The organism is Sediminibacillus dalangtanensis (genome assembly GCF_017792025.1).
GTDB lineage: Bacteria > Bacillota > Bacilli > Bacillales > Amphibacillaceae > Sediminibacillus > Sediminibacillus dalangtanensis.
In genome coordinates this window covers 2,756,463-2,781,298 of sequence record NZ_CP046956.1, presented here as the reverse complement: position 1 = coordinate 2,781,298, position 24,836 = coordinate 2,756,463, and the positions used below count along the sequence as shown (strand labels likewise).

The 24,836-nt window shown below is 45.5% G+C and carries 20 protein-coding genes; 13 read left to right on the top strand and 7 right to left on the bottom strand.

Going from position 1 to position 24,836, the window contains the following annotated elements:
* Nucleotides 1–15: 15 nt before the first annotated feature.
* The 7 genes from tpiA to ERJ70_RS13945 all read left to right on the top strand — a co-directional run bounded on the left by tpiA (nucleotide 16) and on the right by ERJ70_RS13945 (nucleotide 8,724).
* Nucleotides 16–774, top strand: a complete 759-nt coding sequence (tpiA, locus tag ERJ70_RS13975; RefSeq protein WP_209365431.1) for a triose-phosphate isomerase — start codon at nucleotides 16–18, stop codon at nucleotides 772–774.
* Nucleotides 771–2,309: a 2,3-bisphosphoglycerate-independent phosphoglycerate mutase gene (gpmI, locus tag ERJ70_RS13970; protein WP_209365430.1), complete on the top strand. Its 1,539-nt coding sequence runs from the start codon at nucleotides 771–773 to the stop codon at nucleotides 2,307–2,309. Before tpiA ends, gpmI begins: the two co-directional genes overlap by 4 nt.
* 13 nt (nucleotides 2,310–2,322) lie before the next feature.
* Complete coding sequence (eno, locus tag ERJ70_RS13965) at nucleotides 2,323–3,609, top strand: phosphopyruvate hydratase (protein WP_209365429.1); 1,287 nt, start codon at nucleotides 2,323–2,325, stop codon at nucleotides 3,607–3,609.
* A gap of 1,132 nt (nucleotides 3,610–4,741) precedes the next feature.
* Nucleotides 4,742–5,839 (top strand): iron-siderophore ABC transporter substrate-binding protein, encoded by a 1,098-nt coding sequence (locus ERJ70_RS13960; RefSeq protein ID WP_209365428.1) that lies wholly within the window; start codon nucleotides 4,742–4,744, stop codon nucleotides 5,837–5,839.
* On the top strand, nucleotides 5,832–6,872 hold the full coding sequence (locus tag ERJ70_RS13955) for a FecCD family ABC transporter permease (RefSeq protein WP_209365427.1): 1,041 nt from the start codon (nucleotides 5,832–5,834) through the stop codon (nucleotides 6,870–6,872). Before ERJ70_RS13960 ends, ERJ70_RS13955 begins: the two co-directional genes overlap by 8 nt.
* Entirely contained in the window at nucleotides 6,869–7,906 is a 1,038-nt protein-coding gene (locus ERJ70_RS13950; RefSeq protein WP_209365426.1) for a FecCD family ABC transporter permease, read from the top strand. The genes ERJ70_RS13955 and ERJ70_RS13950 overlap by 4 nt, the downstream gene beginning before the upstream one ends.
* On the top strand, nucleotides 7,903–8,724 hold the full coding sequence (locus tag ERJ70_RS13945) for an ABC transporter ATP-binding protein (RefSeq protein WP_209365425.1): 822 nt from the start codon (nucleotides 7,903–7,905) through the stop codon (nucleotides 8,722–8,724). Before ERJ70_RS13950 ends, ERJ70_RS13945 begins: the two co-directional genes overlap by 4 nt.
* A 175-nt stretch (nucleotides 8,725–8,899) precedes the next feature.
* Here the strand turns inward: ERJ70_RS13945 and ERJ70_RS13940 are convergent, their stop codons facing one another.
* Complete coding sequence (locus ERJ70_RS13940) at nucleotides 8,900–9,265, bottom strand: hypothetical protein (RefSeq protein ID WP_209365424.1); 366 nt, start codon at nucleotides 9,263–9,265, stop codon at nucleotides 8,900–8,902.
* 197 nt (nucleotides 9,266–9,462) lie between these two features.
* On the opposite strand from ERJ70_RS13940, the gene rpiA reads away from it, so the two are divergent.
* From rpiA to ERJ70_RS13925, 3 genes are all read left to right on the top strand, one after another.
* Nucleotides 9,463–10,146 (top strand): ribose-5-phosphate isomerase RpiA, encoded by a 684-nt coding sequence (gene rpiA, locus ERJ70_RS13935; RefSeq protein ID WP_209365423.1) that lies wholly within the window; start codon nucleotides 9,463–9,465, stop codon nucleotides 10,144–10,146.
* 255 nt (nucleotides 10,147–10,401) lie between these two features.
* On the top strand, nucleotides 10,402–11,391 hold the full coding sequence (locus ERJ70_RS13930) for an ABC transporter substrate-binding protein (RefSeq protein WP_209365422.1): 990 nt from the start codon (nucleotides 10,402–10,404) through the stop codon (nucleotides 11,389–11,391).
* Nucleotides 11,392–11,403: 12 nt separating this feature from the next.
* The gene (locus ERJ70_RS13925; protein ID WP_209365421.1) at nucleotides 11,404–13,443 is read left to right on the top strand and encodes an iron ABC transporter permease; all 2,040 of its coding nucleotides are present in this window, start codon (nucleotides 11,404–11,406) and stop codon (nucleotides 13,441–13,443) included.
* Between the two features lie 281 nt (nucleotides 13,444–13,724).
* On the opposite strand, the gene ptsP is transcribed toward ERJ70_RS13925, so the two are convergent.
* The 6 genes from ptsP to ERJ70_RS13895 form a co-directional block, all read right to left on the bottom strand.
* Nucleotides 13,725–15,440 carry a phosphoenolpyruvate--protein phosphotransferase gene (gene ptsP, locus ERJ70_RS13920; RefSeq protein ID WP_209365420.1) on the bottom strand — a complete coding sequence of 572 codons (1,716 nt, stop codon included), beginning with the start codon at nucleotides 15,438–15,440 and terminating at the stop codon, nucleotides 13,725–13,727.
* 5 nt (nucleotides 15,441–15,445) lie between these two features.
* Nucleotides 15,446–15,712 (bottom strand): phosphocarrier protein HPr, encoded by a 267-nt coding sequence (locus ERJ70_RS13915; RefSeq protein ID WP_209365419.1) that lies wholly within the window; start codon nucleotides 15,710–15,712, stop codon nucleotides 15,446–15,448.
* Between the two features lie 60 nt (nucleotides 15,713–15,772).
* Complete coding sequence (locus tag ERJ70_RS13910) at nucleotides 15,773–17,668, bottom strand: PTS fructose transporter subunit IIABC (RefSeq protein WP_209365418.1); 1,896 nt, start codon at nucleotides 17,666–17,668, stop codon at nucleotides 15,773–15,775.
* A gap of 2 nt (nucleotides 17,669–17,670) precedes the next feature.
* The gene (gene pfkB / locus ERJ70_RS13905; protein ID WP_209365417.1) at nucleotides 17,671–18,597 is read right to left on the bottom strand and encodes a 1-phosphofructokinase; all 927 of its coding nucleotides are present in this window, start codon (nucleotides 18,595–18,597) and stop codon (nucleotides 17,671–17,673) included.
* A 3-nt stretch (nucleotides 18,598–18,600) separates the two neighbouring features.
* Nucleotides 18,601–19,347 (bottom strand): DeoR/GlpR family DNA-binding transcription regulator, encoded by a 747-nt coding sequence (locus ERJ70_RS13900; RefSeq protein ID WP_209369391.1) that lies wholly within the window; start codon nucleotides 19,345–19,347, stop codon nucleotides 18,601–18,603.
* A 488-nt stretch (nucleotides 19,348–19,835) separates the two neighbouring features.
* Complete coding sequence (locus tag ERJ70_RS13895) at nucleotides 19,836–20,765, bottom strand: alpha/beta hydrolase (protein ID WP_209365416.1); 930 nt, start codon at nucleotides 20,763–20,765, stop codon at nucleotides 19,836–19,838.
* 216 nt (nucleotides 20,766–20,981) lie between these two features.
* Here ERJ70_RS13895 and secG point away from each other — a divergent pair, with 216 nt between their 5' ends.
* The 3 genes from secG to rnr all read left to right on the top strand — a co-directional run bounded on the left by secG (nucleotide 20,982) and on the right by rnr (nucleotide 24,565).
* Nucleotides 20,982–21,218: a preprotein translocase subunit SecG gene (gene secG, locus ERJ70_RS13890; protein ID WP_209365415.1), complete on the top strand. Its 237-nt coding sequence runs from the start codon at nucleotides 20,982–20,984 to the stop codon at nucleotides 21,216–21,218.
* A gap of 244 nt (nucleotides 21,219–21,462) precedes the next feature.
* Nucleotides 21,463–22,206 carry an alpha/beta hydrolase gene (locus ERJ70_RS13885; RefSeq protein ID WP_209365414.1) on the top strand — a complete coding sequence of 248 codons (744 nt, stop codon included), beginning with the start codon at nucleotides 21,463–21,465 and terminating at the stop codon, nucleotides 22,204–22,206.
* A 91-nt stretch (nucleotides 22,207–22,297) separates the two neighbouring features.
* Nucleotides 22,298–24,565 carry a ribonuclease R gene (gene rnr / locus ERJ70_RS13880; RefSeq protein WP_209369389.1) on the top strand — a complete coding sequence of 756 codons (2,268 nt, stop codon included), beginning with the start codon at nucleotides 22,298–22,300 and terminating at the stop codon, nucleotides 24,563–24,565.
* The last annotated feature ends 271 nt before the right edge of the window (nucleotides 24,566–24,836 follow it).

Here is a 24,836-nt window from a genome sequence, read left to right as displayed (position 1 = left end):
GGAGAGGTGATTCCTATGCGTAAGAATGTAATTGCTGGTAACTGGAAAATGAACAAAGTTCTTTCAGAAGCCGAACAATTCGTGGAAGAAACAAAAACTAGAATCCCAGGCGAAGAGAAGGCTGAATCGATCGTTTGCGCCCCATTCCCTTTTCTTCCTGGTTTAGTGGAAAAAGCCAAGGGATCAGACTTGAAAGTAGCCGCACAAAATATGCATTTTGAAGATAACGGTGCTTTCACTGGCGAAGTCAGTCCTGTCATGTTGAAGGATTTGGGCGTGACACATGTGGTATTGGGCCACTCGGAACGCCGGGAATACTTCGCAGAAACAGACGAAACGGTTAACAAAAAAGCCCATGCTGCATTCAATCATAATCTGACTCCAATCATTTGTGTTGGAGAAACGCTTGAACAGCGTGAAAACAACGAAACAATGAACCATATTGAATCACAAGTGAAACAGGCTTTGTCCGGTTTGACAGAGGAGCAAGTCAAAGCGTCAATCATTGCTTACGAGCCAATCTGGGCTATCGGCACAGGTAAAACTGCTACTTCAGAGCAAGCAAATGAAGTGTGCGCCCATATCCGCAACGTTGTAAAACAATTTTCTTCCGAAGAAGCGGGCGAAGCAATCAGACTACAATACGGCGGCAGTGTAAAACCAGCCAATGTTGATGAACTATTGTCCCAGTCTGATATCGATGGCGCACTTGTCGGAGGAGCAAGCCTGGAAGCTGATTCATTTGTTCAATTAGCGGAGGCTGGTGCCAAATGAAACAAGATAAACTAGCGGCTCTAATCATCCTGGATGGTTTCGGCATCCGGGACGAAGTGAAAGGGAACGCTGTTAAACAGGCAAACATGCCAAACTTCGACCGTTACTTTAATAAGTATCCGCATACGCAGTTGAATGCGTCGGGAGAGGCTGTCGGTCTTCCAGAAGGCCAAATGGGCAACTCCGAGGTCGGCCACTTGAATATCGGCGCCGGCAGGGTTGTCTATCAAAGCCTGACACGGGTCAACAAATCGATCAAAGAAGGCGACTTTTTCGAGAACGAGGCCTTGATAAATGCTGTTAATCATGCCAAAGAAAACAACAAGGCGCTTCATATTTTTGGTTTGCTTTCCGATGGCGGGGTTCACAGCCATATCGAGCACTTGTTCGGTTTACTGAAGCTTGCTTCTACTAAGGGACTTGAGCAAGTGTATGTTCACGGGATTTTGGACGGAAGAGATGTTGGGCAAAAATCTGCCGAGCAGTATATCCGACAAACCGAAGAAACCATGGAAAAATACGGTGTTGGAGAATTTGCGACGATTTCCGGCCGTTATTATTCCATGGATCGTGACAAACGCTGGGACCGCGTGAAAAAATCCTACGACGCCATGGTTTACGGTGAAGGTCCGAAGTATAAAACACCGTACGAGGTAGTGGATGACTCGTATGAAAATGAAATCTATGATGAGTTCGTCCTGCCGTCGGTAATCGTCGATGACAATGGACAACCGAAAGGGACGATAAAAGATGAAGATTCCTTGATCTTTTATAACTTCCGTCCTGACCGCGCCATCCAGATTTCGCGGACCTTTGCCAATGAAGACTTCCGTGATTTCGAACGCGGCGACAAATACCCGAAAAACCTTTATTTCGTAGGACTTACCCAGTTCAGCGAGACGGTCGACGGTTTTGTTGCCTATAAGCCAGTCAACCTTGATAACACAGTAGGGGAAGTATTGTCCCAAAACAACTTGAACCAACTGCGAATAGCGGAAACAGAAAAATATCCGCACGTAACCTTTTTCATGAGCGGCGGAAGAGAACAGGAATTTCCGGGCGAAAAACGGATTCTTATCAATTCTCCTAAAGTCGCTACCTATGATTTGAAACCCGAAATGAGTGCTTACGAAGTAACAGACGCACTATTAAAGGAATTGGATGAGGGCAACCAGAATGCAATCATCCTGAATTTCGCCAACCCGGACATGGTTGGTCATTCCGGTATGCTGCAGCCTACCATCGATGCGTTGGAAGCTGTAGATGAATGCCTTGGAAAAGTTGTCGACAAAATCATCGAGCTTGGCGGCGAGGCTATCATTACCGCCGACCATGGTAACTCGGATGAAGTGGTGACTTTGGAAGGAAAACCAATGACAGCCCACACAACCAATCCTGTACCTGTGATCGTCACAAGAGAAGGGATTGAACTCCGTGAAGGCGGCATTCTAGGTGACTTATCGCCAACATTGTTGGATTTACTCGATGTAGAACAACCAAAAGAAATGACAGGTCAATCATTAATCAAAAAATAAAGGAGAGATTTACATGCCTTACATTACAGACGTATATGCACGCGAGGTATTGGATTCCCGCGGCAACCCTACAGTTGAAGTAGAAGTATTCACAGAATCAGGAGCATTCGGCTCCGCATTGGTACCAAGCGGCGCTTCCACTGGTGAACACGAAGCGGTAGAGCTTCGCGACGGTGACAAGGAACGCTATCTAGGAAAAGGCGTCCTGCGCGCAGTCGAAAATGTCAATGAAACAATTGCTCCAGAACTGATCGGCATGGATGTTACCCGTCAAATCATCATCGATCAGCTATTGATGGAACTGGACGGAACAGAAAACAAAGGGAAGCTGGGTGCCAATGCGATTCTTGGCGTTTCCATGGCAGTAGCCCATGCAGCAGCCGATTACCTTGGCCAGCCATTATACAAGTACTTGGGTGGATTCAGTGCACAAACATTGCCGACTCCAATGATGAACATCTTGAATGGCGGTGAGCACGCCGACAATAACGTCGACATCCAAGAATTCATGATCATGCCTGTAGGCGCTCCAACTTTCCGTGAAGCATTGCGCATGGGAGCGGAAATTTTCCATTCCCTTAAAGGAGTATTGAAGTCAAAAGGCTACAATACCGGTGTCGGTGACGAGGGTGGATTTGCTCCGAACTTGAAGTCGAACGAGGAAGCTTTCCAAACGATTATTGAAGCAATCGAAGCAGCTGGCTATAAGCCTGGTGAGCAAGTGCAGCTTGCAATGGACGTTGCTTCTTCTGAGTTCTATGAAAACGGCAAATACAACCTGAAAGGCGAAGGGGTTGTCCGTTCTTCTGAAGAGATGATCGATTGGTTCGAAGAAATGATTAACAAGTACCCAATCATTTCGATCGAAGACGGTTTGGATGAAAACGACTGGGAAGGCCACCGTTTGCTTACAGAGCGTATTGGAGACAGAGTGCAGCTTGTCGGTGACGACTTGTTCGTAACCAACACCGTCCGCTTGAAGCAGGGAATCGAGCAAGGTGTCGGCAACTCGATCTTAATCAAAGTAAACCAAATCGGTACACTGACGGAAACATTCCAGGCTATCGAAATGGCAAAACGTGCAGGCTACACAGCGGTTATCTCCCACCGTTCCGGTGAAACCGAGGATGCGACCATTGCAGATATCGCTGTTGCAACAAATGCCGGCCAAATCAAAACGGGAGCACCTTCCCGTACAGATCGCGTAGCGAAGTATAACCAACTTCTTCGCATTGAAGACGAATTGGTTGGCACTGGCGTTTACGGTGGACTGGATTCTTTCTACAACCTAAACAAATAAGTTCTTTCCTTAAGGAAAGATCAGACTGTCGGGCAAAAGTCCGGCAGTCTTTTTTTGTGGCATAAAGATGTGGCATATACCGTTCCTTCCCTTATCATTTCCAATTTCTTCACCTTATTAAGCTTCACTCTTCTCAACTGAATCCTAGCAGTTTGTATAAACTGCGCAATAGCTGTAATGGGAAGTTCGATTGCTTATTTAAAAAAGGTTGTAAACACCGCTTCGGTAGCATACTTCGCTTTCCGCGGGCACGGCTTCAGCTAACTTGGTAAAGAAAAACGCTTTACCAAGTGGATCTTCAGCTCGCGCTTATCCCGCAGGAGTCTGCGTATGCTCCCTGTGCTAAGAAGCCTACTGATTAGCGTAGAAACTTTTCCTTGAAACCCAACAAGACTACTTAAAAAAGGTTGTCAGAAAACGCGTGCTTTTCTTCCGTCTTTCACCTTCCCTTGGACTTTCTGCTTGTTTTCCTATCTATGTTTTTTGATAAGACGTTTCTTGTAGTACCAAATGAGTCAAGAAAAAATGTCTAGTACACTCATTTATAAACAGGAAGTTGTTCCCTGCGGATAAGTACCCGGAGACTCCTCGAAAATACAAATCGATTTTCTTCGTGCGATGCATCGCTGCCGCAGCCTTCCTTGGGACTGCGATTACTCGTTCGACCGATAATATTTGTCCAGTGGGAGGAGAGGTCTCGGTGAGATCCCGCAGAGCGTCAGCTCGAGGAAGCTACCCAGCCGCCCGCGGAAAGCGCAGGGTATTTCCGCAGTGCCAAACTCCAGCTTAATTAATGCAGGAAGTTAGAAAGACGTATTCAATATCGTAGTTTATATCTTATACGAAACAATCAAATGGTCAACTTGATAGGGTGGCCCTTCGTAACTTTTTAGGTAACAGAACAAATAATTCTGGAATTTTCGTTGACAAGCGAAAGAGGAAAATCTATGATGATAATGAGAATCATTTTCAATTAAAAGAGCTCTAATTGAAAACCACTCCATTTTTACTGTTGCAAATTAACATAATGATTAGCGGCTAAGGTACAACATCCGGATATCCATGAAGAAGCTGAAGGCAAGCTAGCTGGCCTTGATACATAAAACCATGAAAGGAAAGGATGGATTTACAAATGAATACAAAACGGAAATTTTCACTTGCAACTTTCTTTATTTTGGGTTTGAGCATCCTGTTTTTATTTGGATGTTCAGCAGATCAATCAAGTTCAGCATCTAAATCTAAAAATGACGAGGATACGTCGGCGAATGTAGAAAAAGCGGAAACAGAAACATCTTCTGCAAATGAAGAAAACACAGAATATCCAATTGTGATCGAGCATGCCTTTGGCGAAACGGTCATTGAGAGCAAGCCTGAACGAGTTGCTACCATTCAATGGGCGAATCACGATGTTGCACTTGCCCTTGGAGTAGTACCTGTTGGTTTCTCAGCAGCAAATTACGGGGTCCAGGATGGCAGCGGGATGTTGCCTTGGACAGCTGAAAAACTGGAAGAACTCGGAGCAGAAGCCCCGAATATTTTCCAAGACACAGATGGTCTTGATTTTGAGGCGATTTCCGATTCCAATCCGGATGTCATTTTAGCCGGTTATTCCGGTATTACACAGGAAGACTATGATATCCTCAGTGAAATCGCTCCGGTTGTCGCTTATAAGGACGGTCCTTGGCTGACCACTTGGCGCGAGCAAGTCAGATTGGATGCAGCCGGCATGGGAATGAAAAAAGAGGGGGAACAACTTATCAAAGACACCGAGAGCCTAATCAAGGAAAAAGCAAGCAATTACCCTGAAATGAAAGGAAAAAAAATTGTCTTTGCCAACTTCTCTGCCGATGATTTATCGAAAATTTATGTTTACACACCTGAAGATCCTCGAGGAGCGTTCTTGACCGAGCTGGGAATGGAGTATCCGGAAAGTGTAACGGATGAAATCACGGATCCAAACAGCTTTTCCCTGACGCTAAGCGCCGAGAATGCAGATGCCCTTAACGATGCGGATATTCTGATTGGCTATGGGGATAAAAGCTTATACCAGGCAGTTAAAAAAGATCCCCTGCTCGGAAAGATTCCGGCCATTGAAAGAGGTTCGGTTGTGTTTATTGGAAACAATACACCTCTAGCGGCATCCGGGAATCCAAATCCGCTTTCGATCGCTTATACCATTGATGACTATCTAGAATTAATAGGAGGAGCTATTGAAAAGCTAGATGAATAGTTTACCAAATTCCCAAAAAAAAGGCTTTACCTCACATGTTCCACAGCACTTTGTAGCGGTGCTAGTTATTTGTTTCATCATGTTGGGTGTATGTGTGGTTGCCTCCCTGGTCCTTGGCTCGCGACCAGTAAGATTTGATGAATTGATAGATGGTTTGTTTCATCCGTCTATCGATTCTTACGAGGCAAATGTAGTGCGCAAGAGGGTTTCCCGCACCGTTTTCAGCTTGTTTTGCGGGGCGGCCCTTGGCATTTCCGGAGCACTGATGCAGGCAGTCACCCGTAACCCGATTGCAGATCCGAGTATATTGGGAGTGAATACAGGCGCTACCTTGTTTGTGGTAGGCGGTATTGCATTCCTGAATATTAGCACTGCCAATCAATATATCTTACTTGCTTTAGCCGGGGCTATGCTTACTGCTGTTTTCGTGTTTGGAATCGGTTCGATGGGGAGGGGCGGTGCTACGCCTCTTAAGCTTGTGTTGGCAGGAGCCGCCACAAGCGCAGCCCTTTCCTCGCTGGTAACCGCAATCATGATTCCACGCTCTTATGTTATGGATCAATTCAGGTTTTGGCAAGTGGGAAGCGTCAGCTCGACAAACTGGGGTGATATTACTACGTTCTTCCCGTTTCTGATCATTGGAATACTGTTGGGGATTATTTCTACCACCGCACTCAATGCGTTAGCGTTGGGGGATGAAGTTGCGAGAGGATTGGGCGTGCGAACTGGTATGTTGCGGCTTATTGCTGCTCTGGCTGCAGTTCTTTTGTGCGGGGCTGCAACGGCACTGGCAGGGCCGATCGGTTTTATAGGCTTGCTGGCAACTCATGTCATGCGACTAATTCTGGGGCCGGACATGCGGTTTATTATTCCGATGTCAGCTATTTCTGGGGCCATCATTTTAACCATATCAGATGTATGCGGGAGACTCCTCGGAAGCCCCGGTGAGCTTGAGGTTGGCGTTGTAACAGCTTTTATAGGAGCACCCATATTAATTATCCTTGCCAGAAAGGCGAAAGTGCGTTCATTATGAAGAATAATCAATCTGTAGAGTTTATCATTGCGGGCAGGCGTCAAAGACGTCGGCGATGGATGATTGTTACTGGATCACTAACAGCACTTCTATTTGTATTATGCTGGGGGATGCTCTTACTGGGAAGCACTGTTTATCCAATAAAGGATGTACTGCAAGTGCTACTAGGAGAACAGATCAAGGGTGTGTCCTTTGCCGTTAATAATATTCGCTTACCGAGAATGCTGGCCGGTCTTCTTGCAGGCTTTGCTTTTGGCATTGGCGGAAATACCTTTCAGACAATGCTGCGTAATCCACTCGCCAATCCTAATGTCATTGGAATCACTACGGGATCGAGCGCGGCAGCCGTTTTTTGCATTGTTATCTTACATACAAGTGATGCGTTTGTTTCGATGGCATCGATTATTGCCGGTCTTGCTACCGTCCTGTTCATTTATCTATTCTCCAGGGGAAACACATTTTCGATAGGACGGGTCATCTTGGTCGGAATTGGTATACAGGCTATGCTTAACTCGATGATATCCTATCTTCTGTTAGTGGGAGCGCAACAAGATATTCCCGCAGCACTCCGATGGCTCAGCGGTAGTCTCAATGGTTCTCAAATGCACGAACTTCCACCGCTTTTCGTCAGTGTTCTGTGCTTGGCGCCTATTATTGTAGCGCTGGGGAAACATCTTGGCATTCTAGAGCTTGGAGAACAATCGGCCACTTCTCTGGGAGTAAGAACGGATATGACCAGAATTGTTCTAATTTTGAGTTCCGTGTGTATCATTGCATTGGCAACGGCCGTCACGGGGCCGATCGCCTTTGTGGCATTTCTTGCTGGACCGATTGCGAAAAGACTCGTAGGTGTTGGGTTTTCGAGCGCGATCCCGGCAGGTCTTGTTGGTGCCAATCTAGTTTTGGCGTCTGATTTGATCGGGCAATTTGCATTTGAGGTCCGATACCCTGTAGGAATCATCACCGGCATCATCGGTGCGCCGTATTTGATTTACTTGCTAATCCGCATGAATCGAAAGGGAGAGTTATCATGAAACCGAATCATATCTTTCAAGCAGAAAAGGTAGTCGCTGGTTATGATGATAAAACGGTTATCCAAGAAATAAGCCTGGAGATCCCAAGTAAAAAAATAAATGTGATCATCGGCGCCAATGCCTGTGGAAAGTCTACGCTTCTTAAAACATTGGCAAGGCTGATCAAACCGATATCTGGAAAAATCACGCTTGATGGAAAAGCGATCAGCAAAGTACCACCAAAACAGCTTGCGCGTATTGTAGGTCTTCTTCCACAGTCACCGATTGTCCCTGAAGGAATCAATGTAGCTGATTTGGTTGGACGAGGGAGGTTTCCACATCAAGCCCTGTTCGGGGGGTGGACAAAAAAGGATTACGAGGCAGTTGCCGAAGCGATGGAAATCATGAATATTACCAAGTTAGCCAACCAGCACATTGACGAGCTCTCAGGCGGTCAAAGACAGCGTGTCTGGATAGCGATGGCGCTGGCACAGCAAACTGATATTCTATTTCTCGATGAACCGACTACCTTTTTAGATATCACCTATCAGGTGGAAATTCTTGATCTGCTTACAGACCTTAATCGAAAGCACGGAACCACGATTGTCATGGTGCTTCATGACATAAATTTGTCCGCACGCTATGCCGACCATATTTTTGCTCTGCATAAAGGAAAGCTGGTTGCAGATGGGGATCCTTCCCGAGTAATCACCAGCAATTTGATTAAAGAAATTTTTGGACTGGATTGCACCGTGATAAAAGACCCGATTTCAGGATCACCTTTCGTGGTGCCAATTGGTCGACATCATGTTACGTATGGGACCGGCACTTTAAATTAGAAAAAGCCTGCTCTTCAACCTCCTATCATGACACGAAAAATCGCTCCCTTTGAGCGATTTTTCCATTTAAAAGCTACACACCTAAGAATTAAGCAGCAGCTTCACTCTCTTAGTTGTCTAACTTTGCCATTTTAATTTATCCATGCAAAAAGGCATGCATGTATCTAAACCGGAACTATGGTGTATAAGAGGTCACAAAAATCCCGAAGATTGTTAGTGTTCCAATAAGCAGTAAAGATATGAACAACCCTGCTATGGCGAGTATTTTTTGTTCTTTTTTTTTAAACAGTGCGAATATGCTAAAGACGAGTCCTATTGGTGAACCAATAAGTAATGCAAAAGGGATCACTTTAGTAAAGAGATTTTCATTTGCAGCAAGCCTTGGGTAAAAAAACAATAAGATAACCAGCACAATCGGAAAGATTGCAGAGACGTAACTTAGCCAGGAATATCGTACTCTTCTCTCTCCCCTCCTTAGGTACCAGGCAAGAGCTACAATAGAAATACCAGCAAAGAGAAATAGAATATAGATTTGAAACAAGATCTTATCCTCCTGTCTTTTATTCAAGCTATACTTATTCGCGTTCTTGCATATACCAGATCCACTTCTGATTTTAACATAAAATACCAATACCTGTTGGGACCTACAATAGGACTGGGATTGAATAAACTGCTTCCCGGGTATAATCTGGGTATAATCAAACCATCCTTAAAAAAACGGAAACGGAGGCGGGTAACATGTTGTATGACGTGGAGGAGAAAAAGAGAAGAGCCGGGGAGAAAGCAGTCGAGTACATAGAAGACGGTATGACGATCGGCCTGGGGTCTGGCTCTACCGTCTATTGGATGATAAAAAAACTGGGAGAACGAATCAAACAGGGGCTTGAAGTGAAGGGTGTTCCTTCCTCTTTGCGGACGGAAGCTTGGGCCCGCGAATTTGGCATTCCTCTGGTTTACTTTTCTGAAGTAAACAGACTTGACTTGGCGATCGATGGTGCTGATGAAGTGGACCCGGATTTTCAGCTAATCAAAGGAGGCGGTGGGTCCCTGCTGAGGGAAAAGTTGGTGGCTGATGCCGCAAAAAAATTGATTATCATTGTCGATGAAAGTAAGCAGGTTCAAAAATTGGGCCGTTTTCCGCTTCCTGTTGAGATCGTCCGTTTCGGGTGGGAAAGCACAGCTAGAAAACTCTCCTCCTTTGGGTGTAATCCTATGCTGAGGAAAACAGAGGACGGTGAGGTGTTTGTAACCAACAATGACAATTATATAGTGGATTGTGTTTTCGATGCTATCACCGATCCAGAAGGATTACACCGGGAACTCAAGCTTTTGTTGGGGGTTGTAGAAACGGGATTGTTTCTCAAGAGGACGGACAAAGTGATTGTCGGTCGGAAAAGAGGGGTAGATATTCTGGAAAGATAGACAAATAAAAACTTGCAGAGATGGTCACATTCTGGAAGCTTTTTCTTTTTCCGTATCATTCGCCATGATGCCAGGGATTGCTGGAAAAATGAAGATCATCGTAATTGGTTCGTTTGATCAAGCAAACCATTTGATAAGTAATTGACAGGGGGGAAGGGATAAGCTAAGATGGCATTGTAAATGATAATGAGAATCTTTATCATTTACAAATGTTACATAATATAAGACTTAGACAAAAAGAGGAGGAGCAATTAGATGAAGAAGTGGTATTTACTTATCATCATCATAATACAGGCTGGTTTGCTTGCTGCCTGTGGAAACGACGCTGATCAGGACGAACAAGCCGGTCAAGAAGATGATTCCTCAGGTAGTGAGGCTGTTACGATAGAGGATGCATATGGCGAGCAGACCTTTGACCAGACACCGGAACGTGTTGTGGTGCTGGAGTGGGTTTACGCAGAAGATTTATTGGCTCTCGGTATTCAGCCGGTCGGCATGGCTGACATGGAAGGATATCATAACTGGGTAAACATCGAACCAGAGCTAGGAAAGGATGTCCAGGATGTCGGGACGAGACAGGAGCCTAGTTTGGAAGCGATTGCCGAGTTGAATCCAGATTTGATTATTACAGCGGGTTATCGTCATGAGGCGATAATGGACAGCCTGAAAGAAATTGCGCCGACACTGGCATACAATCCGTACCCAGCGGAAGGGGAGGGGAATCAGTATGAGGAAATGACTGCGACCTTCCAGGAATTGGCTAAACTGTTCGGAAAACAGGACAAGGCAGACCAAGTTTTAAGTGATTTGAATTCTACTTACCAACAGGCGGAACAGGAAATAGCCGACGCTGGAATGGATGACAAGCCGTTTGTTTTATCCCAGGCTTACAGTTCGGACAACAGTCCGGTAATCCGTTTGTTCAAGGATAACGCAATGGCAGTCCAAATCATGGAAAACATCGGTTTGGAAAACGCCTACCAATCAGATGGTTTCCAAGTCTATGGATATGACGAAACAAGTGTCGAAACCTTGCAAAACTTTCAGGACGCCCGCTTTTTTTACATCGTTCAGGAAAATGATAATATTTTTGACGACCAGCTGAAAGGGAATCCTGCTTGGGAAAATCTCCAATTTGTCGAGCAGGACGAAACCTATCGGCTGCCTGGGGATACGTGGACATTCGGCGGCCCGTTGTCAGCAGAAGTGTTTGCGGAACAAATCAAAGAAGCACTTATCGAGTAGAGAAGTGATAGAATGAATGATGCTTTTTTGAATAAATGGCTGAAAACGGCTCTAACTTTTGGAGGAGGGGCCGTGCTTCTCGTTTTCTTGATGTTTTTACATATCAATCAAGGCAGTGTCGACTTGTCCTGGCGGGTGGTATGGGATGCATTAGTGGTACCAGAAGATATCATCGAGCATCATACTGTGCGTTATTTGCGTCTGCCGAGGGCAGTGATGGGGATTTTGGCTGGCGGATCCCTGGCTGTTTCCGGCGTGATTTTACAAACGATCACCAAAAATCCGCTTGCGTCTGCCAGTACACTTGGAATTCATTCGGGTACATACTTTGCGGTGGTAATAAGTGCAATCTTTCTTCCTGCTTCCCTGCCTTTACAAGGATTATTCGCTGCCTTCTTTGGAGGACTTTTCACAGCCTTACTTGTTTATGGACTGGCAGGTGGGGCTTCGGCCAATCCGGTCAGAATGGTTTTAGCAGGTATGGTTGTAACCATCATGTTTTCATCGTCTACCTCTGTCCTGCAAATATTTTACGAAAACGAGACAGCTGGTTTGTTTTTATGGGGAGCTGGAACACTTGTGCAAAATGACTGGAGCGGTGTGCAGTTTTCCATGCCCTTGATTTTGGCTGGTATGCTCGTAACGTTTCTTCTTGCAAAACAGCTAGACATTTTCCGTATGGGGGAGGATGTAGCAGCGTCTCTCGGACAGCAGGTAGGACGTATCCGCATGATCGCTTTGTTAGCTGCAGTCCTGCTCACTGCTGTTACGGTAAGTGTGGTAGGGCCAATCGGGTTCGTCGGACTGATTGCTCCCCATTTGATCAAATTGCTCGGTTTTCGCAATCACTTTGCCTTGGTGACTGCTTCGTTTATCTGGGGGGCAAATGTGCTTCTTGGAGCGGATGTTTTCGCGAGATGGGTCGATCCTTCGTTTTCCGAGCTTCCCGTTGGCGCAATTACGGCACTGATCGGGGCACCATGGCTGATATGGCTTGTACTGAGAAACAGAAGCAGACAATATGGAGAAAAAAATACCGCTATGATTGCTGGTAATGTCCGACTCCCTTTCCAGGGCGGTTGGTTCATCGTGATATTGGTTATGTTACTTGTTTTCGCTATTGTTGTCGGTGCAGCAACAGGGAATAGTGGCATTCAGCTTACACAAAGCTTCTCAGCTGTTTTTGACGGCGGTCAGGAGTTTCTTCGCAATATGATTTTTCAATTGCGGCTGCCCCGGCTGCTTGTTGCCGCCCTAAGCGGAGGACTGCTCGCTGTCAGTGGATTTGTATTTCAAGGAGTGCTCCGCAATCCCTTGGCCGATCCTTCGGTGATCGGGATTACTTCTGGTGCAGGAGTAGGAGCCTTGCTGGTCATCTTTTCTGCCTTCTCCGCTACGTTTATTCCGTTGGGAGCCTTCCTTGGCGCATTAGCTGCTTTTCTGGTTGTAATGGGTTTATCCTACCGGGCCAATTTCCAGCCTTCCCTGTTGGCACTACTGGGTATTGGTGTCTCTGCTTTTGGTTCCGCGATCATTCAGATTGTTGTTGTACAGGCCGATATGGCTGTGGCATCAGCTCTGACATGGCTGTCTGGCAGTACGTATGCAAAAAGCTGGGAGGCGCTTCTGTACTATTTACTCGGTCCGATGCTTGTGCTGGTTCCGGTTTTATATTTGCAAATAAGGAATTTGAATGTTCTGTCGCTTGGAGATGAAACAGCGAAAGGGTTGGGAATGAAAGTTTCCAGGACGCGTTTTTATATGGCGTTGGTAGCTTCCCTCCTTGCCGCTGCAAGTGTCTCAGCCGTCGGAACCATCAGCTTTGTCGGCTTGTTGGCACCGCATGCGGCACGGATTCTGCTTGGTTCCGGGCACAAACACTTACTGCCTGCTTCAGCGCTGATAGGAGCTATTTTATTGGTGATTGCCGATATTCTGAGCAGGACGTTATTGGTACCAAAAGAAATCCCATCAGGTATTCTGGTCGCCTTGATTGGCGCTCCTTACTTTTTATGGTTGATGTACCGGTCCTCTCACGTGAAAAAAGCTTAGGGGAAACCGGCAAAATCCACTTGCAAAAAAAATGAACGATAACAGGTATGTATTAATGAAAAGAACTTCATTTCCTGCAATCAATTTATTATGAATGCGCCCACACTTCGGCAAGCGCAGTATCTTGCCGTAGCGATAGAGGACGGTACTCATCAAACAACAGAATGAAAGAAAGCATGTCATAAAAAAACCGAACGTGTTCGAATGTTTATGAATTCGAAGCATCGTTCGGTTTTTGCTTTGCTCCCTATGCTTTTGTCCTAGTCATTTTAATCATCCAATTACTGATTTGTTTTCTCGCGAATGAACTGTTCGACTTCTTCTGCTGTATTCATCGATAACAGCTTGTCCTTGAAGGAGGCGAGTTCTTGCTTGGATAAATCTTTGATTTGCGTCCTGGCAGGAAGAATCGATGTCGCACTCATGCTGAATTCGTCGAGACCAAGTCCAAGTAAGATTGGAATAGCGATTGAATCGCCGGCCATTTCCCCGCACATTCCTGCCCATTTACCTTCATCGTGGGCAGCTTCAATAACGTTGTTGACAAGATTCAGGATCGAAGGGTTGTACGGCTGGTACAAGTAAGAAACCCTTTCGTTCATCCGGTCTGCCGCCATCGTATATTGAATCAAGTCGTTTGTACCAATGCTGAAAAAGTCAACTTCTTTAGCGAATTGGCGTGCAATGACTGCAGTTGATGGAATTTCTACCATAATACCGATTTCGATATCATCAGAAACTTCTGTACCGGCGTTCGTCAAGTTCTCTTTTTCTTCCAATAGAATCGCTTTTGCCTGACGGAATTCGTCCAGCGTAGCAATCATCGGGAACATGATTTTCAGGTTGCCGGAAGTACTTGCCCGCAATAATGCGCGCAGTTGAGTACGGAAAATATCATCCCGTTCCAGACAAAGACGGATGGCGCGGAATCCTAAGAAAGGATTCAACTCTTTCGGCAAATCCAAATAAGAAAGCTCTTTATCTCCGCCGATGTCGAGTGTACGGACAACTACCGGCTTTTCTCCCATTTGTTCCAACACGGATTTATAGGCTTCATACTGTTCTTCTTCAGTAGGAAGTTCGCTTTTGCCCATGTAAAGGAACTCAGTACGGTAAAGGCCTACACCTTCGCCGCCGTTATTGACTACGCCGGCCACATCATCAGGAGTACCAATATTGGCTACCAACTCTACATGTTCGCCATCAGCGGTTTTGGTCGGTTCGTCTTTTAGTTTGGCCCACTCTTGTTTTTGTTCTTCAAAGTCTGCCTGTTTCTGTTTATAGGCTGCAAGCTGCTTTTCGTCCGGATCGACGATGACTTCGCCGTCGATGCCATCGACGATTACCAACGTGTCTTTTTCCGCCGTATTGGTAATGTTCTTCGTGCCCACTACAGCCGGAATTTCCAATGATCGGGCCATGATGGCTGAATGGGAAGTTCTTCCACCGATATTGGTGGTGAATCCCTTGACAAACTGTTTGTTCAGCTGCGCAGTGTCAGAAGGAGTCAAGTCTTCTGCTACAATGACAACTTCCTCATCGATCAATGCTGGATCGGGGAAGGTCACTTTCAGCAGGTGAGCCATGACACGTTTGGTGACATCTTGGATATCAGCAGCGCGCTCTCTCATGTACTCATTGTCCATGTTTTTGAACATATCGATAAACATGTTTGCCGTTTCATCCAATGCTGCTTCTGCATTGACGTTCTCTGATTTGATTTTATCCTTGATCGGGTTGATCATTTCCGGATCGCTAAGTACAAGCAAGTGTGCCGAGAAAATCTCAGCATGTTCATCGCCGAGTGATTTTCTGGCATTTTCCTTAATGATCTCCAGCTCTTGCTTGGATACGGATAACGCATCGTCTAAGCGCTCGATTTCCGCTTCAGGATTTTCGATATTTTTCTTATCGAAAGTAAGTTCCGGGACCTCTAGCTTGTATGCTTTGGCGATCGCGATCCCGCTTGATGCTGCAATACCCTTAATGCTGTTCATTATGTTTATTCTCCTAGCCCTTCGTTTTTAATAGTGTCGACAATTGTCTGCAACGCTTCTTCTTCATCAGAACCGTCGGCAGTCACTTTGATTTCAGCATCCTTTGGAATACCAAGGGACATTACGCCCATAATCGATTTAAGATTGACGGATTTTCCGTTATATTCCAGGTTGATGTCTGATTCAAAGTTACCAGCTTTATTAACTAAAACCGTCGCTGGACGTGCGTGAACTCCTGTTTCGTCTGTGATAGTCATTGTTTGTTCTACCATAGATAAAACCTCCTATAAAATTTATAATAAGCAAACAACGGGCAGTCTCCCTGTCCTATTTTACTCTTTTGTCAGGTCTTTTTTCAAGAATCCAAGAATGACAGCACTCACAGCAGAACCGACAAGGATTGCCAGTAAGTACAGTAGTGGATTTCCTTCCACAAGCCCAGCTACTACAATACCACCATGGGGGGCTCTTAGTCCAATATCGAACAGCATGGTCAGTCCGCCTGCGATGGCGGAACCGATGGCAACTGATGGGATGACTCTGGCCGGGTCGGCTGCTGCGAACGGAATAGCACCTTCCGTGATAAAGAATGCACCAAGGGCATAGGCGGATTTACCTGCTTCACGTTCCTGTTTGGTAAACTTGTTTTTGAAAAAGGTCGTAGCTAGTGCCAGTGACAGAGGTGGCACCATTCCACCCGCCATAATGGCCGCGATAAACGAAAAGTTATCAGCGTCGAGCATGGCAATACCGAATGTATAGGCAGCTTTGTTGATCGGTCCGCCCATATCAATCGCCATCATGCCTCCCAACAGCAATCCGAGTAAGACTAGATTAGAACCGCCGAGGCTTTCCAGCCAGCTGGATAATCCAGTATAAATCGTCGTCAATGGTGGGTTGATCAACAGCATAATCAATCCGGTAATGCCAATTGAGAAGACGGGATATAGCAATACAGTCTTTAATCCATCAAAGATAGCCGGCAATACTTCCATCGCTTTTTTTACTAGCAGGGTGATATACCCGGCAAGGAAACCTGCAATCAAACCGCCAAGGAACCCGGAACCGCCATCTGCACCTTCCACACCGGAAGAGATGGCAATCAAACCAGCAACCATACCTGGTGCAAAACCAGGGCGGTCAGCGATACTGGAAGCAATAAATCCGGCTAGGACGGGAACCATCAGGAAGAAGGCATTTCCGCCGCCTATTGTATTAAGCATTTCGGCAAACCGATTATAATCGGTACTTTCCGGATCGGCTGAATTGATGCCCCACAAAAAAGAAATGGCAATCAGGATACCGCCGCCGACAACGAATGGAAGCATGTTGGAAACACCATTCATCAAATGTTTATAAAAGCCGGTACGTCCTTTTTCTTCCTGTTGTCCTTCATCCTTACCTGCGTCTCCATCGCCTTGGTAAATCGGTGCATCTTTTTCAATCGCTTTATTCAACAGTTCCTGCGGTTGATGGATCGCCTTGCCTACAGGGACTTGGATCAAAGGTTTTCCGCGAAATCGTTCGGTTTCGATTTTTGTATCGGCTGCGACAATAATCGCATCGGCAGCTTCGATTTCTTCTTTGGTCAACCGGTTTTTTACTCCGCCGGAACCATTCGTTTCTACTTTAATCGAGACGCCCATTTCAGAGGCGGTTTCTTTCAGTTTATCCGCCGCCATGTAAGTATGGGCGATCCCTGTAGGACAGCCGGTCACAGCCAATATCCGACTGGAAGCAGCTCCATCGGTCGTTTCCTCTTCGGCTGCCTCATCTTGTTCTTTTGCATCAACGACAGCGATAACTTCTTCAGCTGTGGATGCTTCTTCCAGCTTCTGACGGAATTTTTTATCCATCAAGAAGGAAGACAATCGTGACAGGGTTTCCAAATGTGTTTGATTAGCGCCTTCAGAGGCTGCAATCATGAAAAACAAGTGGGAAGGGGCTCCGTCCAATGCCTCATAATCAATTCCTTCAGAAGACCTTCCGAACACGATAGCCGGCGTTTTTACAGCAGCCGTTTTGGCGTGAGGGATGGCAATCCCTTCGCCGATTCCAGTCGTACTTTGCGTTTCCCGATCGAGGATTGCTTTTTTATATTCCTCTTTATCGTTCAAACGGCCAGCTTCATCGAGCTTGTTTACGAGCTCGTCGATAACTTCTGTTTTACCAGAAGCCTTTAAATCCAAAATTATAGTATCTTTTTTCAATAAGTCAGTGATTTTCATCTTTAGAACCTCCCTTTATCTAATGAGTGTACCGTAACGTGAGGGAGCAGGCTGTCAACGTCTGCCCTTTCGCATAAATCATCTTGAAATGCAGTAGCACTGCCTGCCGCAACCGCTGTTTGAAAAGCTTTTTCCGGCTTGCTTCCTGCAGAAATGCTTGCGAGAAATCCTGCTACCATCGAGTCACCGGATCCCACAGTGTTTCGAACTTCTCCAGCAGGGACATTTGCCTGCAAGTACATATCGCCGCTTACATAAACAGCTCCTTGTCCGCCCATCGAAATAATGACATGTTTGGCCCCTTGCTCGTGCAGTTTTCTGCCATAATAAACGGCATCTTCCACCGTGGTGATCGTGGTATCGAACAATTCACCCAGCTCATGGTGATTTGGTTTTACCAGAAATACTTCCTGGCCGACGATTTTTTTCAGGGCGTTACTGGAGGTATCCGCTATCATGTTCACTTGATTTTTCCGGCAAATTTCTGCAGCTTTTACATAAAAGTCAGAGGAAACGGTAGATGGAACGCTGCCAGCAGCAACCAGGTAGTCACCTTTGTTCAAATTGGCGATTTTTTGAAACAGTTTCTGCTCTTGTTCTTCGGAAATGGCCGGGCCGGGTCCGTTGATTTCCGTCTCTTCTTCTGATTTTAATTTCATATTCACTCGGGTTGGGCCGTCCGTTTCGATAAAATCGTGGGTGATATGGGCCTTGTCCAGCTCTTGTTTTATGAAGACACCGGTAAAACCGCCGAGGAACCCGAGGGCCGTATTCTGCTGTCCCAATTGCTGCAGCACTCGGGACACGTTGATTCCCTTACCGCCAGGATAATAAGCGGTATCTGTCCCTCTGTTCAATCCTCCCTGGGAAAACTGCTCCACATGGATGATGTAATCCACGGATGGATTCAATGTACATGTATAAATCATTTGTTACACAACCTTTATGTTTGTCTTGTCTTGATAAGGGGAGAGGACATCTTCCTTCATTTTGTTTGTGATGAGGAACACCTCTTCCAAATCTGCAATCTTGCTGAAAGATACCTGACCAAATTTCGTATAGTCCGCCAACACAAAACACTGTTGAGCAGATTGCAAAGCCTGTTGTTTAATCAATGCTTCTTCTGGGTCAGGGGTAGTCAGGCCATAAGCTAAATCAATACCGTTGACTCCGATGAAACATTTGTCGAAACGATAACTTTGCAAACCAATCTGTGCTCCGCGGCCGATCAAAGCTCTTGTCTTATGTTTTACTAAACCGCCGGTCAGATACGTGGTTATTTGCTGGGCACTCAATGCGTCTAAATGGGTGAGACCATTTGTTACAACCGTAATATTCTTGTTTTTTAAATGAGGGATCATTTCGAATGTCGTAGTCCCTGCATCCAAGTAAATATATTCATCGGGTTCCACCAGCAAAGCTGCTTCAGCCGCAATCCGTTTTTTTTCTTGAAGGTTTTTGGTTGTTTTCTCCGGAATGCTTAATTCCTGGCTGATTGTCTGCCTTGAAGCTGCTCCGCCATGGACTCGGACCAGCTTGTTTTGGTTTTCAAGTTCGCTCAAATCTCTGCGAATCGTCGATTCGGAAGCTGCGGTCAACTTGATTAGATCCTGAATGGCAACGGTTCCATGTTTTGCGATCTGCTGTACGATTAATTGGTGTCGTTCTGGTGTCAGGATAGGTCATCACCTCTGCTTTCTCTCAACCAACTAAATCATAAAGCAACCCCTTACATTTTTCAATCATAAATGTTCAAAAACATTCAAAAACATTCATTTTTGTCATGAAATAGTCACGAATATAACACTTTTTAGCAGTTTTTTCTCCTAATTGTCTGTTTGTTCGAGTCTGTAGATACAAGGGCTGAGGGCTATAGTAACGTTGTTATGTTGTGTATAAAACAAGTTATCTTTCTAAGAAAATAAGTGATGGCCGGGAAAGTCAGGTGAGAAGAGTCGGGCTTTTTAAATAAGTTGATTTTGAGTATAAATGAAAGGGCCATGTTGAGGTGGGTGTAGTCTTCATGCAAAAAAAGAAGCAGGGAAAAGATAATAACTCAAGTGGGGGGGGGGAGGGGGAGGCCCGGTGATCCCCCGTAGAGCCTGTATGTTCCGCAGTGTTAGAACTGGGGATATTCTGAGCAAATCATAGAGCGAACAGCAGCAGCCTAAGGCAGTACATCATGGATCCAGTCAACGATGTCGGCAAAAACTTCTTCTTTATTTAGTTCATTCAACATTTCATGACGTCCGTTTTCATATATCCGGATGGTGATGTCGGTTATTCCATGCCGATAATATGTATCAGCAGCGCGAAATACACCTTTTGTCTGTGCACCGACAGGATCCATGCTCCCTGAGAAAAACAGCATCGGCAGTTGTTTCGCAATGGAATCAATGCCTTCGGGATCATCAATAAGATCGAATCCTGTGAATAAATCAAAAAAGAAAGCGGCTGTCGGGACAAAACCCGCGTACGGATCCTCCATATAAGAGCGGATTTGTTCCTGATCTCTGCTCAACCAATCAAATTCGGTCACCTGATTGTCAATGTGCCGATTATAACTGGCGAAAACCAGTCGATTGAGTAGCTTGGAGGGGACTTTTACCCCCTTGCGATTTCGTTCTGCAATTGCCAGCCCTTTTCCGATATTGTTCATGAATCCAGGATGGCTTCCTGTTCCGGATAAAATGACACCGTTAAGTACATCACCGTGCAGCTGAATGTAGCGTCTTGATAGGAAAGATCCCATGCTATGGCCGAGCAGAAACACTGGCTTTTCGGGATGTTCTCTTTTAATCGTTTTCGTTACGCTCCATAAATCGTCGACTGTTTTATCAAAGCCATTGTTTTCGTCAAGAAAACCGAGAGTGCCTTGCTTTTTTCCAGTGTAACCATGCCCTCGATGATCATTGCCATACACAGCAAAGTTTTGCTCAACTAGAAATTCGGCAAACCGCTGGTATCTGGCAGTGTGTTCGGCCATTCCATGAGCCAGCTGGATGATGGCTCTCGGTGATTGGTTTGGCTCGTACCAATTCCGGACAAAAACCTCTTCTTGATCAGCTGTTGTCAGCCAATACGTTTTTTGCTCCATATTTTTCCTCTCCTTTTATTTCATCATAATATTTATTTGGAAAACCGTCTAATATCGGCTTGCTAAGCGCCGGGGGATTATGCTACATTACTAATATGTAATCGTCCGTTTTTATGAAGGGTTATTCGATAAGAAATAGATTGGACAAGGATAATTTCTGGATGTACTTATTATCGGCGGTAACCAGCCGGATAGTTTATTAGGGGGTGTAGCAGCATGTATGCAGCTGCGATTACGGTATTAATCATTGATGCAATTGCACTTATCGTATTGGTTTTACTTCAGTCTGGAAAAAGTGCCGGTCTTTCGGGAGCAATCTCTGGCGGAGCGGAGCAGCTTTTCGGCAAACAGAAAGCACGGGGAATGGATTTAGTACTTCACCGGGCGACCGTAGTAGCTTCGGTTGTTTTGTTCGTGCTGACATTTGTTGTTGGTTTTATTTTGCAACCATAAGACTGTAGCCTGAACAGGGCTGAGTGAATTTGAATAAGGTATCCCAATGATCCCTTGCTGCAAGTGCGGCAGGGGATCGTTTAGTTTAGTCCCGGGAAGGAAAACCTTATTCCGTTACAATCGTTCATAAGAAAGCTAAAATAGGGGAAGAGAAACACGACGGTGATACCTGTATGAAGAAGCAGAAATTCCGTTGTACACAGGAAATACATTGAACAGCGAAAAATGAGGAGTGGAAGCAATTATGAAAATTAAACTGCCGGAACCATTTACGTTTGAAGGTGGAGAGCGCGCGGTATTATTATTACATGGATTCACAGGCCATACGGCTGATGTGCGGATGCTGGGCAGATACCTGCAAAAAAAAGGGTACACCTGCCATGCACCCATTTATCGCGGGCATGGGGCACCGCCAGAAGAATTGATCAAGGCTCATCCTGATCAATGGTGGGAAGATGTCCAAGCAGCAATGAAACACCTGGAGGATATGGGCCACCGGGAAATTGCAATTGCTGGTCTGTCTCTTGGCGGGGTGCTTGGGTTGAAGCTGGCACATTCCCGACCTGTCAAAGCAGTGATTCCGATGTGCGCACCGATGTTTTTTGACAACGAAAAGCAGCTGACGAAGGGGTTCCAGTCATTTGCGAAAGAGTTCAAACAATTAGAGAAAAAAGACGAGCAGACGATTGATCGTGAAGTTCAGGAACTACTTGATCATTCCAGCCGTATGTTCCATGATTTGGGCGGATTGATTACTGAAGTAAAGGGAAAGGTGGATGAAATTTATGCACCAACCTTTGTGGTACAGGCTCGGAATGATGAAATGATCAATACGGATAGTGCTTCTTACATATATGAAAATGTGGAAGCGGACCACAAAGACATGAAATGGTATGAACAATCCTCTCATGTGATAACACTGGACAAAGAAAAAGATCAGCTTCATGAGGATATTTATCAATTTTTAGAATCCTTGGAATGGAGTTAAGGCATAATAGAAATACTTATACCATTCTGGAAAAAGACCGAACGTAACGAAATAAAGATTAGTGAAGGAAGGTGAGCGTTTGGAAAACGAGATGAAACAGCAAATAATGGATTATTTCAAAGAGAATGCGTCCAAGCCATTGTCTGTACAGGAAATCGAAGAAATTCTCGATTTACAGGAGGCTGACGATTTTAAAATCCTGATGAAAAATCTTAATGAGCTGGAAGAAGCAGGGGAACTGGTCAGGACGAGAAAAAACCGCTACGGTCCTCCTGAAAGAATGAATTTAATCCGCGGAAAAATCCAGATGCATGCGAAAGGTTTTGCATTCCTGATACCGGAAGAAGAAGGATTGGACGATGTCTATATCAATCATGCAGACTTACAGTCGGCAATGAATAACGATAAAGTCCTCGTACGGATTGAAGGAAGGGACGAGCACGGCAAGCGACCAGAAGGAGTCGTCGTCCGCATCTTGGAGCGTGCTGCTACTGAAGTGGTCGGTACGTATGATGACAACGGAAATTTTGGTTTTGTTATTGCGGACGACAAACGGATTCCAAATGATATTTTCGTGCCGAAAAGTGCTTCCAAGGGGGCAGTAGACGGTCATAAAGTGATCGTCAAAATCACTAAGTTTCCTGAAGGCCGCATGAGTGCCGAGGGAGAAGTAATGCAAATCCTAGGTCACAAAAATGATCCTGGCATCGATATTATTTCCATTATCTACAAACATGGTATCAAAATCGACTTCCCAGAGGCGGTCTTGGAACAGGCGGAAAACACACCAGAAACCATTCGACCGGAGGAAATCGCCAATCGGAAAGATTTGCGCGATGAAATGATTGTTACGATTGACGGCGCCGACGCAAAGGATTTAGATGACGCTGTCACTGTTAAACAATTGGATAATGGCAACTATAAACTAGGCGTCTACATCGCAGATGTTTCTTATTATGTAGAAGAAGGATCGCCGATTGATGAGGAAGCAAATGAACGGGCGACCAGTGTGTATTTAGTGGATCGCGTGATACCGATGATCCCGCACAGGCTTTCCAACGGGATTTGTTCCTTGAATCCGCAAGTGGACAGACTGACACTTGGTTGTGAAATGGAAATCACACCACAAGGAGAAGTCGTCAACCATGACATTTTCCAAAGTGTCATAAAGACGAATGAACGAATGACCTACCATGATGTGAATAAAATTTTAGTGGACGATGATCCAGCTTTGAAAGATCGCTATGAGGAATTGGTTCCCATGTTCAAGGATATGGAAGAGCTTGCAGCCATTTTACGCCGTAAGCGGATGAATCGCGGAGCCATCGACTTTGATTTCAAAGAAGCACAAGTTTTGGTAGATAAGGAAGGAAAAGCAGTAGATGTCGCACTACGGGAACGTTCTGTGGCCGAGCGTTTGATTGAAGAATTCATGCTTGCTGCCAATGAGACAGTGGCCGAGCATTTTCATTGGATGGATGTTCCATTCATTCACCGGATTCACCAGGATCCTAATCCGGATAAGCTGCAGCATTTTTTCGAATTTATCGCTAACCTGGGTTACGTTGTGAAAGGGACATCGAACGAAATCCATCCGCAGGCTCTTCAAAGCATAGTGGAGGAAGTTCAGGGAACGCAGGAAGAGATGATCATTTCCAAACTGATGCTTCGTTCCATGCAACAGGCGAAATATGATCCGCAAAGCATCGGTCATTTTGGTCTGGCGACAGATTTTTATACCCACTTTACTTCCCCGATCCGTCGTTACCCGGATTTGATTGTTCATCGACTGATCAGGACCTATTTGGTAAACGGCCAGTTGGATCAGCAAACACAGAAGCATTGGAAAGAAAAGATGCCGGAAATCGCCAGGCATTCTTCTGAAATGGAACGGGCAGCTGTCGATGCCGAGCGTGAAACCGATGATTTGAAGAAAGCGGAATATATGCAAGATAAAATCGGCGAAGAGTACGATGGTGTCATTAGTTCGGTAACAGGATTCGGTTTGTTTGTGGAATTGCCGAATACGATTGAAGGACTTGTCCATGTCAGCTACTTGACCGACGACTATTATCATTTTGACGAAAAGCATTACGCGATGATCGGTGAGCGGACCGGCAACATTTTCCGGATAGGAGACGAAATCACGATCCGTGTGGTGAATGTCAATTTAGACGAACGAGTTGTCGACTTCGAGATTGTCGGAATGAAGCCGAGAAAGGAACGGGTTGCTCCGGATCGACCGAAGGTGATCACGCCCAAAAGGGAACGTACCAACAAACAAAACGGGAAAGCAAGCAAGAAACCGAAAGGCTCGTCGAAAAAGAGCAATGGGAAACGAAAGAAAAAGAAGAAGTAGAGGCATGTGTTTTTTGGCTGTCGGCAGCATACCGGCAGCCTTTTTGCTTGTCTTTTCATTTGTCTTTTCACGTGCACTTGGCTGTGCGTTAATTTGCTGTTGATAGAAACTGCGAACTAAATGATTCCTTTCTGTCCTTGACTAGAAAATGTGCAGGTTAGACGCTGCGGAAATACCCTGCGCTTTCCGCGGGCGGCTGGTGAGCTTCCTCGAGCTGACGCTCTGCGGGATCTCACCGAGGCCTTTCCTCCCGCAGGAGTCTTCGGGTATT